General features: G+C 50.6%; 2 tRNA genes and 2 rRNA genes. All 4 read right to left on the reverse strand.

Annotated features, from left to right (window positions below):
• Positions 1 to 95 precede the first annotated feature (95 nt).
• Positions 96 to 171: transfer RNA gene (locus AAHF22_RS23795), tRNA-Ala, on the reverse strand.
• Between the two features lie 22 nt (positions 172 to 193).
• Positions 194 to 270, reverse strand: a tRNA-Ile gene (locus AAHF22_RS23800).
• A 27-nt stretch (positions 271 to 297) separates the two neighbouring features.
• Positions 298 to 414, reverse strand: a 5S ribosomal RNA gene (gene rrf, locus AAHF22_RS23805).
• A 138-nt stretch (positions 415 to 552) separates the two neighbouring features.
• A 16S ribosomal RNA gene (locus tag AAHF22_RS23810) occupies positions 553 to 615 on the reverse strand; the annotation flags it as partial.

Here is a 615-nt window from a genome sequence, read left to right on the forward strand (position 1 = left end):
TACACAGAGAACAGATAAGAACAGTTTTCTAAAACGCGATGTTTCGTTTCGGTATCCAGTTTTCAAGGATCAACTTGGTATTGATAGTTTGTATATGGTGGAGCCAAGCGGGATCGAACCGCTGACCTCCTGCTTGCAAGGCAGGCGCTCTCCCAGCTGAGCTATGGCCCCATAAAAGGTATAAAATTAGAAATGGTGGGCCCTGGTGGACTCGAACCACCGACCTCACCCTTATCAGAGGTGCGCTCTAACCAACTGAGCTAAGGGCCCACAATATATGATTTGTTGAGATGCATCGCTTGGCGGCGTCCTACTCTCCCAGGACCCTGCGGTCCAAGTACCATTGGCGCTGGAGGGCTTAACGGTCGTGTTCGGGATGGGTACGTGTGGAACCCCTCCGCCATTACCACCAAACGATGATGCCATCTCGGCGAGAGCTTAGTCTCTCAAAACTGAACAACGAAGTGAGTGTCGGTCAACCTGTGACCCGCGTCTAGTTACCTAAACGACTTAGATTTGAATGTTTCCGTTGCAGGAAACGATTCTCCATAGAAAGGAGGTGATCCAGCCGCACCTTCCGATACGGCTACCTTGTTACGACTTCACCCCAATCAT

The sequence above is a fragment of the Paenibacillus wenxiniae genome (assembly GCF_039822605.1).
Lineage (GTDB): Bacteria > Bacillota > Bacilli > Paenibacillales > Paenibacillaceae > Saccharibacillus > Saccharibacillus wenxiniae.